The sequence below is a fragment of the Dolomitihabitans soli genome, from assembly GCF_022213955.1.
GTDB classification, from domain to species: Bacteria; Actinomycetota; Actinomycetes; order Streptosporangiales; family Streptosporangiaceae; genus Streptosporangium_A; species Streptosporangium_A soli.
This window is the reverse complement of sequence record NZ_JAKNTW010000022.1, coordinates 1-14853: the sequence shown is the minus strand read 5'-3', so window position 1 is coordinate 14853 and position 14853 is coordinate 1. Positions and strand designations below refer to the sequence as shown.

Genomic DNA, 14853 nt, shown 5'->3' with positions numbered 1-14853 from the left:
TCAGCCCAGACCGTTCTTCATGGCGCCGATGAGCTCGCCGTTGGTGGTGTCACCGCTGAGCTCCCAGAAGAAGGAGCCGCCGAGGCCCTGGTTCTTCGAGTAGCTCATCTTGCCGGTGATGGTGCTCGGAGTGTCGTAGCTCCACCACTGGTTGCCGCAGAAGGCGTAGGCGGTGCCCGCCACGGTCCCGGTGGACGGGCAGCGGGTCTTGAGCACCTTGTAGTCCTCGATGCCCTGTTCGTACTGACCCGGCGCGGGGCCGGTGGCGCTGCCGCCGGGAGCCGCCTGGGTGACGCCGGTCCAGCCTCTGCCGTAGAAGCCGATGCCGAGCAGCAGCTTGCTCGCCGGGATTCCCTTGCTCTTCAGTTTCTGGATGGCGGTGTCGGAGTCGAATCCCGCGGTGGGCTGCCCGGTGTAGGAGTTGAGCGGCGAGTGCGGGGCGGTCGGACCCTGGGCGGCCCAGGCGCCGAAGAAGTCGTAGGTCATCACGTTGTACCAGTCGACGTACGGCGCGGCGCCGCCGTAGTCGGCCGCGTCGATCTTGCCGCCCGAGGTGCCGTCGGCCGTGATGGCCGCGGTGACGAGGTAGTTCGAGCCGAAGCGGGTGCGCAGCGCGGACATCACGTTCTTGAACGCCGCCGGGCCGCTGGTGTCGCAGGTGAGCCCGCAGGCGTTGGGGTACTCCCAGTCGATGTCGATGCCGTCGAAGACGTCGGCCCAGCGCGGGTCCTCGACCAGCGCGTGGCAGGACTCGGCGAAGGCCGCGGGGTTGGCCGCCGCCTGGCCGAAGCCGCCGGACCAGGTCCAGCCGCCGAAGGAGAAGAGCACCTTCAGGTTCGGGTGCTTCGCCTTGAGCTTGCGCAGCTGGTTGAAGTTGCCGCGCAGCGCGCCCGCGTCCCAGGTGTCGGCCACGCCGTCGACGCTCTCGCCGGCCGCGTAGAACCGGTCGTAGTCGGCGTAGGTGTCACCGAGGGTGCACCTGCCGCCCTGCACGTTGCCGAAGGCGTAGTTGATGTGGGTCAGCTTCGCGGCCGAGCCGCTGGTGTCGATGTTCTTGACGTGGTAGCCGCGCTGGTAGACGCCCCACTGGACGAAGTAGCCCAGCAGCTTGTTGCCCCCGCCGCCTCCGCCGCCGGTGGTGGTGGCGCTGATCTGGTTGCTGGCGGCGGAGCGGTTGCCGGCGGCGTCGCGGGCTCTGACCGTGTAGGTGTAGGTGGTCTGGGCGGTCAGGCCGGTGTCGGTGTAGGTGGTGCCGGTGCCGTTGGTGGTGGTGACCAGGGTGGTGCCGCGGTAGACCTCGTAGCCGGTGACGGCGACGTTGTCGGTGGAGGCGTTCCAGGCGAGGGTGACCGTGGTGGTGCCGGTGGCGGTGCTGCGCAGGTTCGCGGGCACGCTGGGCGCGGTGGTGTCGCCGCCTCCGCCGCCGGTGGTGGTGGCGCTGATCTGGTTGCTGGCGGCGGAGCGGTTGCCGGCGGCGTCGCGGGCTCTGACCGTGTAGGTGTAGGTGGTCTGGGCGGTCAGGCCGGTGTCGGTGTAGGTGGTGCCGGTGCCGTTGGTGGTGGTGACCAGGGTGGTGCCGCGGTAGACCTCGTAGCCGGTGACGGCGACGTTGTCGGTGGAGGCGTTCCAGGCGAGGGTGACCGTGGTGGCGGCGGTGGCGGTGCTGCGCAGGTTCGCCGGCACGCTGGGCGCGGTGGTGTCGGTGCCGCCGCCCTCGGCGACCTTCCACAGGGCGGCCACGTTGGGGGGTTCCCAGCCGGGCTGGGAGGTGTGGCTCTGACGGCATTCGTACTCGACGCCGTTGTAGCTCACCCGGGCCCCGGTGGCGTAGGCGGTCCACGGAGCCCAGGCGGGGGCGGCCGCGAGTGTGCCGCCGACCTGGGCGGTGGGTGCGGCCGACGCACCCGGCGCCAGCACGATCGCCGTGCCGAACGGGATGAGCAGAGCTCCCACCGCTGCTAGAAGTCTCGAAACGATCCTGTGTCTCATCTACTGCTCCACGTCCGATGTGCGGATGCGAAATGGGATCGAGGTCTGGTGTGGTGAGCTCCGGGGCCCACGCTTGGTCCCCCACGCGGTTGAGTGGTCAGGTACGGCAGGCGGTGCACGTGGCATGTCTCTCATCAGGAGGTTCGAAAGAAACTATTAGGAAGCTTTCTTGTTTAATTGCTGTGAAGGTACCCGGATGGACAGGCGCGGTCAATGACCTGAGGGGCCCAATGGCTTGTCCTTGCCGCCGCCCCGCCCCTGACCTGCGAAGTCGCTTCGGCATAATCGACGGGAAGCCGGCCCTGCGATCCCGAAGTTGTGAGCGATGCCTGACGAGAACCGCCCCTCCTGCTGTGCGCCCGCCAGAGGCGAGAGCGCCACGACCACCGCCCCGCCGGTCACGCCGGCCGGTGTCACCGTGGGCGCGGACGGCATGGTCGCACTGCCCGGCGGGACCTTCCTGATGGGCAACGAGGAGGGCGGCTTTCCCGCCGACGGCGAGGGGCCGGTGCGCGAGGTCCGGGTGCGGCCGTTCCGGATCGACGCGCACGCCGTGAGCAACGCCAGGTTCGCGGTCTTCGTCGAGGCGACCGGATTCGTCACCGAGGCCGAGCGGTTCGGGTGGTCGCACGTGTTCGCCGGGTTCCTGCCGGGGCCGCTGCGCCGCGACTCCCCGCGGGTGGCGGAGACCCCCTGGTGGTGTGCGGTTTCCGGGGCCGACTGGCGGCACCCCGAAGGGCCGGGCTCCACCGTCGAGGAGCGCTGGGACCACCCGGCGGTGCACGTCTCCTGGAACGACGCCGCCGCCTTCTGCCGCTGGTCGGGGCTGCGGCTGCCGACCGAGGCCGAGTGGGAGTACGCCGCCCGCGGTGGCCTCTCGCAGCGGCGCTACCCGTGGGGCGACGAACTCACCCCCGGCGGCCGGCACATGTGCAACATCTGGCAGGGCAGCTTCCCCACCAGGAACACCGGCGAGGACGGCTACCGCGGCACCGCCCCCGTCACCGCCTTCGACCCCAACGGCTACGGCCTGCACAACGTGTCGGGCAACGTCTGGGAGTGGTGTGCCGACTGGTGGAGCCCGGACTACCACCGCACCGCCTCCCGCGCCGACCCGGCGGGCCCGCCCAGGGGCGACGCGCGGGTGATGCGCGGCGGCTCCTACCTCTGCCACGACTCCTACTGCACCCGCTACCGGGTCGCCGCCCGGATGGGCAACACCCCGGACAGCTCCTCGGGACACGCCGGCTTCCGCTGCGCCGGTTAATCGATAAACCTCTTCCGCCACGACAGCCTTCCGTTCACTGTGGAGGCTGTGTTATACGTTTAACATGACAAGGCCGACGGCGCGGGATGTGGCTGGGCTGGCGGGAGTGTCGGTCGCGACGGTGTCGTACGTCCTCAGCGGCCGGGACCGGCCGGTCGGCGCGGAGACCAGGCGCAAGGTGCTCGAAGCGGCGGAACAGCTCGGCTACACGCCGAACCAGGCCGCCAGGAGCCTGCGCAGGCGGCGCACCCAGCGGGTGTGCCTGGTGCAGGGCACGGTCGGCGGGGTGCCCACCGACGAGCGGGTCGCCCGCGACCTGCACGAGATGGCCGACGCGCTCGGCTTCTCCGTCATCTCGCTCGCCGTCTACTCCGCGGCCCGCGCCCGTGCCGCACAGGACCTGCTGCTCGGCCGGATCGCGGACGGCGCGCTGGTCAACGTGAGCGGCGAGCACCTGACCTACGACATGCTCACCGCGCTGACCCGCAGCGGCCTGCCGATGGTCGTGATGCGCAACGAGCCCGTGCCCGAGGGCTGCGACGTGGTGCGGGTGCCCGCCACCGACGCGTGCCGGGAAGCGGTCGAGGATCTGCTGCTGCGCGGCCGCCGCCGTGTCGCGTTCATCGCGCACCGGTCCGAGCTCTACCGCGAGGAGCCCTCCGACCGGATGCGCGGCTACCTCCAGGCGCTCAACCGGCACGGGGCCGAGCCGATCGTGGTGCCGGGAGCCGACGACCGCATCTCGGGCTACCGGGCCACCGCCGACCTGCTGACCCGGCCGGACCGGCCGGACGCCATCTTCGCCGCCTCCGACCGGGCGGCGATCAGCGCCATCTGGGCCGTTCGGGACGCCGGGCTCCGGGTGCCCGAGGACGTCGCCGTGGTCGGCGTCGGCAACATCGACGAAGGACTCATCACCAAACCGCCGCTCAGCACCGTCGGCCCCGTCACGTACGACTTCACCGAGGTCGTACGGCTCCTCTTCGACCGCCTCCAGGCCGAGGACCCCCCGCCCGTCCGCGAGATCGTCCGGCCCTGGACGTTCCTGCGGCGGGGAACCTCCTAAACAGCACAGGAATGGACGCTGGAGATGTCCTTCACCCGCCGTGACACCCTCCGCCTCGCCGGAGCCGCCTCGATCGCCCCGCTGCTCGCCGCCTGCGCGGGTGCGCCCCCGCCCGCCACCGAGTCCGGCACGTTCACGATCTACTGGAACGCCGGGCACGACTACAAGGCGTACCGCGAGGTCATCGCCGAGTTCGAGAAGGCCCACCAGGTCAAGGTCAACCTGCAGAAGTACCAGTGGCCCGACCTGCGCACCCGGCTGCTCGCCGACTTCTCCTCCGGGACCGTTCCCGACCTGGTGGAGGAGCCGGGAAGCTGGGTCCAGGAGTTCGCCCTCTCCGGCAACGCCCGCTCCCTGCAGGACTTCGTCGACAAGGACGGCCAGGCGATGGGATTCCCCGCCGACTGGCTCCCCGCCACCGTGGAGCGCAACTCTTACAAGGGCGAGGTGTACGGCGTGCAGCTCCACCTGACCTGCCAGCTCCTCTTCTACAACAAGAAGATGTTCACGGGCGCCGGGCTGGAGCCGCCCACCACCTGGGCCGAGCTGCTCACCGTGGCGAAGGCGCTGACCGGGGACGACGTCCACGGCATCGCGCTGAACCAGGACTACACCTACCTGTGGCCGTGGCTGCTCCAGGCCGGGGTCCGCGCCTACGACGCGGAGACCGGCAAGGTCATGGTCCCCAGGGAGGCTGCTGCCGAGGCCCTGCGTTTCCAGGCCGGGCTGGTGCACGAGCACCGGGTCTCGCCGGTGCCGGTCTCCAGCACCGACTACTCCGGGCCGCAGAAGCTGTTCGCCGCCGGCCGGGCCGCGATGATCATCACGGGTCCCTGGGACATCGCCCCCATCAAGCAGACGAGCCCCGACCTCGAACTCGGCATCGCGCCCCTGCCCAGCCACCGGGAGCGGGCCACGCAGCTCGCCGGGACCAGCGTGTTCGTCCCGCTCAAGGCCCGCAGGCCCGACCTGTCCTGGGACTTCGTCAAGCGCATCACGACCGCGCGGGTCGAGCAGGCCGTCACCGAGGAGGTGGGCATGACCATGCCGCGCACGTCGTGGGCGAAGCTTCCCGAAGTACGGCAGAACGCGGAGCTCAAGGCGTTCGCCGACGCCTTCCCGCACGCCGAGGACCCCGGTTCGGACGTACGGCTGACCGGCCACTACGGCGAGTACACCGACCTGCTGAAGACCATGTACCAGAACATCGTGATCAGGAACCGCCCCGCCGAGCAGGAGTTGCAACGGTTCGCCGAGGCCGCCGAGAAGGCCATCCGGGGATAGCGCGTGCTCTCCCACCGCAAACCCACCCTGTCCGGACGGTACGCCCGTACCGCCTACCTCTTCCTCGCGCCCGCCATCCTGTTCTTCGGCGTCTTCTTCTTCCTGCCGATCGGCAACGTGCTGTCCACCAGCACCCGCACCGGGCCGCAGGCCGACCGGTTCACCGGCCTCGGCAACTACGCCAGGGCCGCCGCCGATCCGGCCGTCCACCACGCCTTCCTGGTGACCCTGGTCTTCTCGCTGGCCGTGGTGGCCGGCTCCATCGTGCTGGGGCTGGCGCTCGCGCTGGCGCTCAACCAGCCGCTGAGGGGCAGGGTCGCGTTCCGCGTGGCGCTGCTCGTGCCGTACCTGACCTCGGTCGCGATCGTCGGCCTGCTCTGGCGCAACATCCTGGACCCGCAGCTCGGCGTGCTCAACCGGGTGCTCGGCGAGCTCGGTCTGCCGCCGCAGGAGTGGTTGAACACTCATCCGCTCGCCACGATCGTCGCGGTGACCCTGTGGCAGGGCGTCGGCTACACGATGGTGCTCTTCCTGGCCGGGCTGCAGGGCATCCCGGAGGTCTACCACGAGGCCGCGCGGGTGGACGGGGCGAGCGGCTGGCTGCGGTTCTGGCGGATCACGCTGCCGCTGCTCGCGCCGACCACGCTGTTCGTGTCGGTGATGGCGGTGATCTCCGGGCTGCAGGCGTTCGGCCAGGCGTACATCATCACCAACGGCGGTCCCGGCGACGCGACCGACCTGTTCGTCTTCCACATCTTCCAGGTCGCCTTCGACTCGCGCGACTTCGGCTACTCGTCGGCGCAGTCGGTGCTGCTGCTGCTCGTGATCGTGGCGTTCACGGTCGTGCAGCTGCGGGCCGGCCGGCGCGGCGAGATCCAGTACTGAGGAGGCAGCGGTGCGCCGTGCTCTCACCTACGCCGTCCTGACCGTCTCCGCCCTGATCACCGTGGTGCCGCTGCTCTACATGGTCTCGCTGGCGCTGCAGACCGAGGCGGAGACGCTGTCGGCCGATCCCGTCCTGTGGCCGGCGTCGCCGCAGTTCGGCAACTTCGCCGAGTTGTTCGAGCGGGCGCCGTTCGGCGACTTCATCGTCAACAGCCTGATCGTCGCCGGTGTGATCACGTTGTCGCACCTGATCTTCGACCCGCTGGTCGGCTACGTCTTCGCGAAGTTCCGCTTCCCGCTGCGCAACACGCTGTTCGTGCTGCTGCTGGCCACCCTGATGGTGCCGTTCTTCGTGCGGATGATCCCGCTGTACGTGATGATGGCCGGGCTCGGCTGGCTGGACAGCTACCAGGCGCTGATCACGCCGTTCCTGATGGACGCGTTCGGCATCTTCCTGATGCGCCAGTTCATCCAGCCGATCCCCGACGACCTGATCAGCGCCGCCCGCATCGACGGGGCCTCTGAGATGGCCATCTACCGCAAGATCATTCTGCCGCAGACCAGGCCGGCGCTGGCCGTGCTCGGGCTGTTCACCTTCGTCTTCCAGTGGAACGAGTTCCTGTGGCCGTTGATCGCCACCACCACGCCCGAGATGCGGACCATCCCGGTCGGCCTCACGCTCTTCAACCAGGAGTACTTCACGCTCTGGCACCTGACCGCCGCCGGGTCGGTGATCCTTTTCGTGCCCACCGCGGTGCTGTTCCTGGTCAGCCAGCGGTACTTCGTGAAGGGCATCACGCTGACCGGTCTCCGCTGACCGCCACCGGAAGGAACCCATGACCCCGCCCGCCCAGCAGCCCGTCCCGCAGTCCCGTCGGCCACCCCGCCGGCCGAACGTCATCGTCGTGCTCACCGACCAGCAGCGGTGGGACACCACCGGCAACCCGCTCGACCTGACGCCGAACTTCGACCGGATGGCCAGGCTCGGCACGCACGCCCTGGCGGCGTTCACCCCGCAGCCGGTGTGCGCCCCGGCCCGCGCCGCGCTGCAGACGGGCCGCTACCCGACCGCCACCGGGGTCTACCGCAACGACATCCCGCTGCCGCCGGACGCCAGGACCCTGGCGCACCACTTCGGGGAGGCGGGCTACGCCACCGGCTACATCGGCAAGTGGCACCTGGCGGACAAGGACCCCGTGCCGCCGGAGCAACGCGGCGGGTACGACTTCTGGCTGGGCGCGAACCTGCTGGAGTTCACCTCCGACGCCTACCGGACCATCGTCTACGACGAGGCGGGCGACGCGGTCGCGCTGCCCGGCTACCGTTCGGACGCGCTCACCGACGCCGCCATCCGCTTCGTCACCGACCACCACGACCGGCCCTTCTACCTCTTCCTCTCCTTCCTGGAGCCGCACCACCAGAACGAGGTGGACGACTACCCGGCCCCGGAGGGCTACGAGGAGCGCTACCAGGGCCGCTGGCTGCCGCCCGACCTGGCCGCCCTGGGGGGTACGGCGCAGCGGCACCTCGGCGGCTACCTCGGCCAGGTCAAGCGCCTCGACGAAGGGCTCGGCAGGCTGCTCGACGCTCTGCGCAGCCTGGAGATCGCCCAGGACACGATCGTCGCCTACACCGCCGACCACGGCTGCCACTTCAAGACCCGCAACGACGAGTACAAGCGCTCCTGCCACGACGCCTCCCTCCGGGTGCCGCTCGCCCTGCGGGGGCCGGGTTTCGACGGCGGCGGGGCGATCACGCGGCCGGTCAGCACCCTGGACCTGCCGCCGACCCTGCTCGAAGCGGCCGGGATTCCCGTTCCCGACGCCGTCCAGGGCCGCTCGCTGCGGTCCTCCTCCCTGCCGGACGAGGTGTTCTTCCAGGTCAGCGAGTCTGAGGTGGGGCGCGGCATTCGGACGGACCGGTGGAAGTACTACGCGGTGGCCGAGGAGGCGGATCCCTGGCACACCGCGAGCGCGGACCGTTACCGCGAGCAGGCGCTCTACGACCTGGCCTCCGACCCGCACGAGCTGGTCAACCTGGCCGGCATGCCGTCCCATCGCGAGATCGCCGACGGCCTGGCCGCCCGCCTGGCCCGCCGCATGTCCGAGGCGGGCGAGCGGACGCCGGTCATCGACCCCGCCGACCCGCCTCCGGGCCGGCACCGCGTCGCCACCGACCCGCTCGTCCGGATCTCCCCGCCGCCCGTCACCAGATACGGTCACCAGCCCCGCTGAGCGATCCTCCGCCGCCCGTCACCGGATACGGTCACCAGGCCAGCTGAGCGGTCTACCGCAGGACGTCACCAGATGTGGCCGCCGGTCCCACTGAGCGACTCCCTCCGTACCGAGACGAGGAACTCCTCCACCGCCGCACGGTCGGGACGCTCGGGGAGGCGGCTGGCGGGCAGCGCGGCGTCGATGCGCGCGTCCAGCTCGCCGCGCCACGCCTCGACCTCCGCCCACGTGACCTCCCCCCGCCGTACGGCGAGCAGCCGGTCCCGGTGGACCCCCACCCGCACCAGCGGCTCGCCGTGCTCGACCAGGTGCAGGCCGCCGAGCAGCAGGCGCAGCATGTGCATGGCCCGTTTCCAGTTGGGCTGTGCGGGATCCAGCCGGCGGAGCTGCGCGGTGGCGTAGCCGGTGAAGCTCTGGTGGGCCCGCTGGGACAGGAACGCGCTCCGCAGCGACAGCAGCCGTTCGCCGACCGGCGTCATCTGCTCGACGATCGGCGACCAAAGGCATTCGAGCGCCGTCGGGTTGGCCTCCAGCGCCAGCACGCAGAACCGCTCAACCTCCCAGGAGAACTGCTCGGGCTGCGGCCCCTCCAGGTGCGTGGGCGGTTTCTGCAGTCGCCAGAACAGCGGCGTCGGTATCACGAACACCCCACGCCGGTCCACATCGGACTCCTCGGTCTCCAGCCCGTAGGCCCGCGACCCGACCACGACCGAGAGCACCGAGTGCTCCACGACGAGCGCCTCCTTCATGATCTCGACTCTATCGGCCTTGTCACCCGATATAAGCCTTTGTTATCTGAAGAGGGCTGTAACTGGTCAGTTGCGGCGGCGGAGCGTGCGGATCACCGTCAGACCGCCCAGCGGAAGCGCCCCGGCCAGCAGGATGCCGGCCTCGGTCCACTGGAACCGCCAGAAGCGGCTGGTCGGATGGTGATAGAACACTCGCTGGTAGCCCTTCTCGAACAGGCAGGTCTCCTGTTCGATCGCGCCGCGCTGGGTGTTCGGCATCGAGCAGACGTCGAACGGGGGCAGCGCGCTCTCCACCCCCGAGGGCGAGAGCCAGGTGAGCTCCTTCATCATGGCCCCCCGGTCGAGCGCCGTCTCGTAGTGGGTGGTGACCAGCCGTACCGGCTCCGCGTAGGTGTCGCGCAGGTTGAACAGCACGAAGGTGACCGTGACGACGCCGAGGACCGCGACGGCCATCGCCGGCAGCACCCGGCGCACGACCGTGCCCGACGCCGCGCCGAACAGGAAGGCGAACAGCCACCAGACGGCGGGCGAGACCCCCACCATGCTGAACACGCCCGCGTTGGCGAAGGAGGTGTCGCCCTTCGCCTCGCGGAAGCCGGGCAGCCAGGCGCTGACCATCGCCGACATCACCAGCCCGCTCACGGTGACGGCCGTCGCGAGCAGCGCCAGCTTGACGGTCAGCCAGCGGCGCAGCGAGGCGGCCTGGGTCCAGGCGAGCTTGTTGGTGCCCTGCTCGTACTCCCTGGCCAGCAGGGGAGCGCCCCAGAAGGCGCCGACCAGCACGGGCGCGGCGAGGGGCAGCATGCCGACGAACAGATAGACCGCGTCGTACCGGTCCGCGAGGCCGGCGTTGACCTCGCCGCACACGTCCTGCTGCCCGGGACAGCCCGGCGGGGCGTGGGCCGCGGCGTAGCCCTGGGCCTCCAGGCCGGAGAACAGCAGCAGCGCGCCCGCGCCGAGCAGCAGCACGAGCATCGCGAGCAGTTGCATCCTGTGCTGGCGCAGAGTCAGCCAGACCATGGCCGGTCGTCCTTTCCGAGGGCGGCGAGGGCAGGGCGGGGGAGGGCGGAGCTGCCGGGGTCGCGCAGGTAGGCCAGCACCATCTGCTCCAGGTCGACCCGGTGCTCGTGCCATCTCGGGTCGGGCACCGGCTGGGCGGACCGCACCAGCAGGGTGGCCTGGCGGTCGGTCCGCTCGTGCGCGATGACCGGCAGCCGGTCCGCGATGGCGTCCGCCGCCTCGACCGGCCCGCGGAGGACCCGGTGACCGGCGACCAGTTCGTCGATGTCGCCGCTGACCTGGAGTCGTCCCCGGTTGAGCACGACCAGCCAGTCGCAGGTGTCCTTGAGGTCGGCGACCACGTGGGAGGAGAACACCACGGTCATCCCGCTCTCCGCCACCGTCGACATGAGCGCGCGCAGCACGTCCTGCCTGGCCAGCGGGTCGAGGTCGGCCAGCGGCTCGTCGAGCACGAGCAGCCGGGGACGTTTGGCGACGGCCAGCGTCAGCGCGACCTGGGTCTGCTGCCCGCCGGACAGCCTGCCGACCTTGCGCCGCAGCGGGATCTCCAGTTCCGCCAGCCGGTTCCTGGCCAGATCGTCGTCCCAGCCCGGATTGAGGGTCCTGCCGAAGCGGAGCATCTCGGCCACGGTGAACCCGTCGTACAGCGGCTTGTCCTGGGCCATGAACGCCACGCCCGCCTGCCGTACGGGCTCGCCGAACGCGCGGACCGTGCCGTGCGTGGGGTCGAGCAGGCCCACGGCGAGGTGCAGGAGCGTGCTCTTGCCCGCGCCGTTCGGGCCGACGAGCGCGACCACCCGGCCCTCGGGTACGGCGAGCGACAGGTCGCGCAGCGCCCAGCCGCCCCGGTAGCGCTTGCCGAGCCCGGTGGCCTCCAGCGCGGGCGTCATGCGATCTCCTCCCGGTAGGTGTCGCCGAGCACGGAGGCGAACAGCGCCTCCAGATCCTCCTGGTCCAGGCCGGCCTCGCGGGCGTCCAGCGCCAGTCGCGACAGATCGGCGTGCAGCCGGGCGCGCGCGGCGGGGGAGGCGCCGCCGAGCGTGCGCTCCACGAACGTGCCCATCCCCGGCCGGCCGACGACCAGCCCCTCACGCTCCAGCTCGCGGTACGCCTTCAGCACGGTGTTGGGGTTGATGGCGAGCCTGGCCACGACGTCCTTGGCCGTGGGCAGCCGGTCTCCCGGCCGGAGCAGGCCGAGTCGCAGGGCGTGTTTGACCTGGTGGACGAGTTGTAAGTAGGTCGCCACCCCCGACGCCCTGTCCAGGTGAAAGTCGATCAAGAGCCAACACCCTTTCACTAATCGAATAGTGAAAGGGTGTTGGATGCGGGGCGGAGTGTCAAATCAGCGCGGGGCTCCTGTCCGCGGGTTCCTTGATCAGCGCCGCGCACTCGTCGATCGCGTCGGTGAGCATGGCGCGCAGCAGCGCGTCGGGATCGGTGACGCACGCCTGGGCGACACCACGCGCCGCGAGCTGCACCGTGTTCGGCGCGGCGAAGCGGCGGAACCCCCTGGTGGACACGCGGATGCCGCGCCTGAGCCGGCGCGCCCCCGCAACGGCCCGAGGCGCCTGCGCGAGCGCCTCCCTGCTGCGCTCGCTGAGCGTGCCCGGCTCCCGGCCGTCGAGGTCCGCCAGCACCTGCTCGGCCGCCAGGATCGAGACGGCCATGGCGAGTTGCAGGTCGGCGGACACGACGGGCAGCGCCGTGGTCGCGCAGCGCAACGCGATCCGCGCGTCGATCCGCGGGTCGTCACCGGCGAGGCCGATCACCGAAGGGATCAGCGCCGCCAGCTTCGGGCGTCCGGCGTCGGAGCTGAAGTCGTTGACCAGACGTGCCAGGCCCGCGAGGAGCGGGTGCGTGCACGCGGGATGGTCGCTCCAGCGCTCCCCAGCGAGATAGGACGCCAATTCCATGAAACACGCGCCCTTGCGGGGGTTCCGGTGCCTGCCGCGAGACAGTACGGGAACCAGCGCAGGCATCTGCTGACTGTCCACTGCACACTCCTTTTGGCCGGTAGTGTCACCTTCCAGTCTGCGATTTCGGCCGCCGGAACGCCATCCCCCCGCTACGGATCGCTTCAGACCGCCGCGCCGTGGACCACCGTGAGCTTCCGGCGCGACCGGAACCGCACCCGGCGGCCGCTCGCGTCGAACCGTGCCCTCGCCAGCAGGGTCCTGGTGAGCGAGGTACGGCCGGCGGGCGCGGTGACCGTGAAGGTCGTGGTGATCGAGTCGCCCGGCATCAGCACCGCTCGCCGCCCGTCGCCCGTCGCCCGCCAGCCCGGCGGCACGTCGAGCGAGAGATGGACGTCGTTCCACGACACCGCCGAGCCGTTGTGCAGCCTGACGACCATCTCGTGCGGCTCACCGCGCAGCCCGGTACGCGCCGCCGTCACCCGCAGCCCGTACGGCGTGCGCGGATCGGGGCCGACGGAGGCGTCCATCAGCGCGTTCAGCTCGGCGGCGATCTCGGGCCTGGTCGCGGTCAGGTTGCGGCGCTCGCCCAGGTCGGTGCGCAGATCGTACAGCTCGAACCGCCCGGAGGCGCCCGCCCCGGCGATCCCCGGCGCGAAGCGGACCGCCTTCCACCTGCCCCGCCGTACGGCCTGCGCCTTCCGCGGGCGGTTCCAGAACAGGTAGTCGTGACCCGTGTGCCCGGAGCCGGTGAGCAGGCCGCTGAAGGAGCGGCCGTCGAGATGGTCGGGCAGGGGCAGACCGGCGAGGTCGGCCAGGGTGGGCAGCACGTCCCAAGACGCGACCTGCTCCTCGACGACCTCGCCCCGGCGCGGCAGCGACGGCGACCACGCGATCATCGGGACCCGGATGCCGCCCTCGTAGAGGTCGCGCTTGTCGGCGCGGAAGGGGCCGTTGGAGTCGAACAGGCCCGGGGTGACGCCCTTCTCGCGGTGCGGGCCGTTGTCGCCGGCGAACAGCAGCACCGTGGAGTCGGCGACGCCCGCCTCGCGTAACGTGCGAATGATCTCCGCGACGTGCGTGTCCAGTCTGGTGACCTGGGCGGCGTGGCCCCGGTTGGCCCGCGTCCACGGCCGGTCCGCGTATTCACCGGTGCCGCCGGGGACCTGGCTGGGGGCGTGCGGCAGCGTGGTCGGGAAGTACAGCAGGAACGGCTCGTCGGCCGATTCGCGGATGAACTCCTTGGCCCGCTGGAGGAACAGGTCCGGCGCGTACGAGCGGCGGCCGAGGTGGACCCGCTCCTGGTTGTGCCAGAGATAGTCGGGCCAGTACTGGTGGGCGTGCTTGTGCCCGATGAAACCGAAGAACTCGTCGAACCCCCGGGAGTTCGGGTGCGAGGGCTGGGCGGGCGTCTCCGGCCCGAAGCCCCACTTGCCGAAGCAGGCGGTCCGGTAGCCCGCCAGTTTGAGCAGGTTCGCGAAGGTCAGGTCGGAGCTGGTCAGTGAGTGCTGCGTACCGCCCTCCGGGTTCTCCCGCACGGTCGCGTGGCCGGTGTGCAGCCCGGTCAGCAACGCGGCCCGGGACGGCGCGCACAACGGTGCGCCCGAGTAGGCGCTGGTGAAGCGGAGGCCCTCGGCGGCGAGGCGGTCGAGCGTCGGCGTCTTGATCTTGTCCTGGCCGTAGCAGCCGAGCTGCCCCCAGCCTAGGTCATCCGCCAGGACGAGGACGATGTTGGGCCTGTCGGGCAGTCCGGCCTGGCCGGCGCCGACGAGGGCCGTGGTGACGAGGCCGCCCGTCCCTGCGATGAACGCACGGCGGCTGGGGGAGTGGGTGCTCATGGTCTCCGCTTCGATCGAGATTCGGGCGGAGTGTAGCGAGTGATCGTTAACCTTGGGCAGATATTTGTGGTGCCAGGTATGTACCACTTGAAAAGACGGCGGAGAGCGCGCGAGCGAACGCTCTCCGGGGCACTGCCGGGCGTGGCTCAGCGATGGCGACGGGGCACTGCTGGGTGTGGTTCAGCGATGGCGACGGGGCGATGCCGGGTGTGGCTCAGTGATGGCGACCGGCCAGCATCGCGACGTCCCTGGCGGCCACGTCGAGGAGCCTGTCGGCCAGGTCGATCAGCGCGCGGCCGACGGCGAGCTCGTCGCCGATCTCGGGAGCGGGCTGGTCCATGGGATTACGGCGGGCGTGACCCGTCCCGACGACCTCGGTGCCGCCCGTCAGGGTGAGCACTGCCCGGGCGGACGTGGTGTCGAGGTCCTCGGCGATGGAGATCTGCACGTTCAGCTGCTTCTCGGTCATGACCTGCACCTCCTGCCTACCATGACCACGTACCCGCGGTGAGCAGGCGAAACCTGGCATGCGGTAAAGAAACGTGGCGGGGCCGGGGCACCCGGCGCGGCCCGGTTGGTCCACTCACGAGACCCCCGGGCGCGAGCCC

General features: G+C 70.7%; 14 protein-coding genes. 6 read left to right on the top strand and 8 right to left on the bottom strand.

Annotated features, from left to right (window positions below; genetic code table 11):
* The gene (locus MBA17_RS33535; protein WP_238501196.1) at positions 1 to 1953 is read right to left on the bottom strand and encodes a glycosyl hydrolase family 18 protein; all 1953 of its coding nucleotides are present in this window, start codon (positions 1951 to 1953) and stop codon (positions 1 to 3) included.
* 361 nt (positions 1954 to 2314) lie between these two features.
* On the opposite strand from MBA17_RS33535, the gene MBA17_RS33530 reads away from it, so the two are divergent.
* The 6 genes from MBA17_RS33530 (at position 2315) to MBA17_RS33505 (ending at position 8725) form a co-directional block, all read left to right on the top strand.
* Positions 2315 to 3256, top strand: coding sequence for a formylglycine-generating enzyme family protein (locus tag MBA17_RS33530; RefSeq protein ID WP_455432908.1), 942 nt, complete (start codon positions 2315 to 2317; stop codon positions 3254 to 3256).
* Positions 3257 to 3320: 64 nt separating this feature from the next.
* Positions 3321 to 4322 carry a LacI family DNA-binding transcriptional regulator gene (locus MBA17_RS33525; protein WP_238501193.1) on the top strand — a complete coding sequence of 334 codons (1002 nt, stop codon included), beginning with the start codon at positions 3321 to 3323 and terminating at the stop codon, positions 4320 to 4322.
* A 24-nt stretch (positions 4323 to 4346) separates the two neighbouring features.
* Complete coding sequence (locus MBA17_RS33520; RefSeq protein ID WP_238501191.1) at positions 4347 to 5606, top strand: ABC transporter substrate-binding protein; 1260 nt, start codon at positions 4347 to 4349, stop codon at positions 5604 to 5606.
* Positions 5607 to 5609: 3 nt separating this feature from the next.
* Positions 5610 to 6491, top strand: a complete 882-nt coding sequence (locus tag MBA17_RS33515) for a carbohydrate ABC transporter permease (RefSeq protein ID WP_238501189.1) — start codon at positions 5610 to 5612, stop codon at positions 6489 to 6491.
* A gap of 10 nt (positions 6492 to 6501) precedes the next feature.
* The gene (locus tag MBA17_RS33510) at positions 6502 to 7308 is read left to right on the top strand and encodes a carbohydrate ABC transporter permease (RefSeq protein ID WP_238501187.1); all 807 of its coding nucleotides are present in this window, start codon (positions 6502 to 6504) and stop codon (positions 7306 to 7308) included.
* A gap of 19 nt (positions 7309 to 7327) precedes the next feature.
* Complete coding sequence (locus MBA17_RS33505) at positions 7328 to 8725, top strand: sulfatase family protein (protein WP_238501185.1); 1398 nt, start codon at positions 7328 to 7330, stop codon at positions 8723 to 8725.
* Positions 8726 to 8790: 65 nt separating this feature from the next.
* Here MBA17_RS33505 and MBA17_RS33500 read toward each other — a convergent pair whose 3' ends face one another.
* The 7 genes from MBA17_RS33500 to MBA17_RS33470 form a co-directional block, all read right to left on the bottom strand.
* Entirely contained in the window at positions 8791 to 9474 is a 684-nt protein-coding gene (locus MBA17_RS33500; protein WP_238501182.1) for a nucleotidyltransferase domain-containing protein, read from the bottom strand.
* Positions 9475 to 9540: 66 nt separating this feature from the next.
* Positions 9541 to 10494, bottom strand: a complete 954-nt coding sequence (locus tag MBA17_RS33495; RefSeq protein ID WP_238501176.1) for a hypothetical protein — start codon at positions 10492 to 10494, stop codon at positions 9541 to 9543.
* On the bottom strand, positions 10482 to 11384 hold the full coding sequence (locus MBA17_RS33490) for an ABC transporter ATP-binding protein (RefSeq protein WP_238501175.1): 903 nt from the start codon (positions 11382 to 11384) through the stop codon (positions 10482 to 10484). The genes MBA17_RS33495 and MBA17_RS33490 overlap by 13 nt, the downstream gene beginning before the upstream one ends.
* A complete protein-coding gene (locus MBA17_RS33485) occupies positions 11381 to 11773 on the bottom strand; it encodes a GntR family transcriptional regulator (RefSeq protein ID WP_238501174.1) in 393 nt (130 codons plus the stop codon). Before MBA17_RS33485 ends, MBA17_RS33490 begins: the two co-directional genes overlap by 4 nt.
* A gap of 58 nt (positions 11774 to 11831) precedes the next feature.
* Complete coding sequence (locus MBA17_RS33480; RefSeq protein WP_238501166.1) at positions 11832 to 12488, bottom strand: hypothetical protein; 657 nt, start codon at positions 12486 to 12488, stop codon at positions 11832 to 11834.
* A gap of 83 nt (positions 12489 to 12571) precedes the next feature.
* Positions 12572 to 14245 (bottom strand): sulfatase-like hydrolase/transferase, encoded by a 1674-nt coding sequence (locus MBA17_RS33475; protein WP_238501164.1) that lies wholly within the window; start codon positions 14243 to 14245, stop codon positions 12572 to 12574.
* Between the two features lie 214 nt (positions 14246 to 14459).
* Complete coding sequence (locus tag MBA17_RS33470) at positions 14460 to 14714, bottom strand: DUF1876 domain-containing protein (protein WP_238501162.1); 255 nt, start codon at positions 14712 to 14714, stop codon at positions 14460 to 14462.
* Positions 14715 to 14853: the final 139 nt, after the last annotated feature.